The following is a 1,045-nucleotide window of genomic DNA, read 5'->3' as shown; positions in this document are numbered from 1 at the left end:
CCTGATTAGCGACGAAGTTCAGCAGGCTCAAGTGGTGAGCCAGTGAGGGCCGACGATGGCTGCATTCACCAAGGAGATGCGCCATGCCGATGAACCGAGTGCAGTTCCAGCCAGGGCTTTCGATGCGGGAGTTCTTGAACCTTTACGGTACCGACGAGCTGTGCGAGGCGGCGCTGATCGCCCGGCGCTGGCCCCGCGGCTTCGAGTGCCCTCGCTGCGGTGTTTGCGAGGCCCGAACGAGCTTCGAGCGTCAGGGCCGGCGCTACTGGCAGTGCGCTGGCTGCCAGTACCAGTGCAGCGCTCTCAGCGGCACGATCTTCGAGTCCAGCAAGCTGCCACTGACGAGCTGGTTCTTGGCGATGCAGCTGCTGACCCAGTCCAAGACCAACGTCTCGGCCCTGGAGCTCAAGCGGCACCTGGGCGTGTGCTACCGCACCGCCTGGCTGGTCAAGCACAAGATCCTGGAGGGCATGCGGCTGGCCGAGGCCGACCGGCAGCTCACAGGTAGGGTCGAGATCGACGACGCCTACCTCGGTGGCGAGCGCAGCGGCGGCAAGGCCGGCCGAGGCTCGGAGAACAAGGTGCCCTTCGTGGCCGCGGTTCAGACCACCGAGGACGGCTTGCCCCACCTGGCCTGCCTGTCGCCGCGACCCTTTACGAACAAGGCCATGGAGGAGTTCCTGGCCCGGCACACGGCGCTGCCGCTGACCCTGGTGTCCGATGGCCTGAACTGCTTCCAGGTCGCCTCCAGCGCTGGCGCGGTCCACGACCGTGAGATCACCGGCGGCGGCAAGGCCAGCGTCCTCAACGACAAGTTCAAGGCCGTCAACACCCTCATCGGCAACGCGAAAACCGCTCTCACCGGCACGTACCACGCCATCAAGTTCGCCAAGTACGCCTACCGCTACCTGGCCGAGGTGCAGTTCCGCTTCAACCGGCGCTACGACCTGCGCGCCATCCTCAGCGATCTGCTTGTCGCTCTGGTTCGCACGCCCAGAAGCCCGCAGCACGACATCAGGGTTGCTGAACTTCATCGCTAATCAGG

At 65.3% G+C, this 1,045-nt stretch carries 1 protein-coding gene; it reads left to right on the top strand.

The annotated features are described in order from the left end of the window. Positions 1 to 83 precede the first annotated feature (83 nt). Positions 84 to 1,040, top strand: a complete 957-nt coding sequence (locus ACOVRJ_RS02880) for an IS1595 family transposase (RefSeq protein WP_422042398.1) — start codon at positions 84 to 86, stop codon at positions 1,038 to 1,040. Positions 1,041 to 1,045: the final 5 nt, after the last annotated feature.

The sequence above is a fragment of the Roseateles sp. genome (assembly GCF_049240545.1).
Classification (GTDB): domain Bacteria; phylum Pseudomonadota; class Gammaproteobacteria; order Burkholderiales; family Burkholderiaceae_C; genus Paucibacter_A.
Note: the sequence above shows the minus strand (reverse complement) of the source record. Positions and strands in the feature narration are given on the sequence as shown.

Coding starts and splice junctions, on each gene's coding strand:
- ACOVRJ_RS02880 (WP_422042398.1), top strand. CDS start 84: ATGCCGATGAACCGAGTGCAGTTCCAGCCAGGGCTTTCGATGCGGGAG.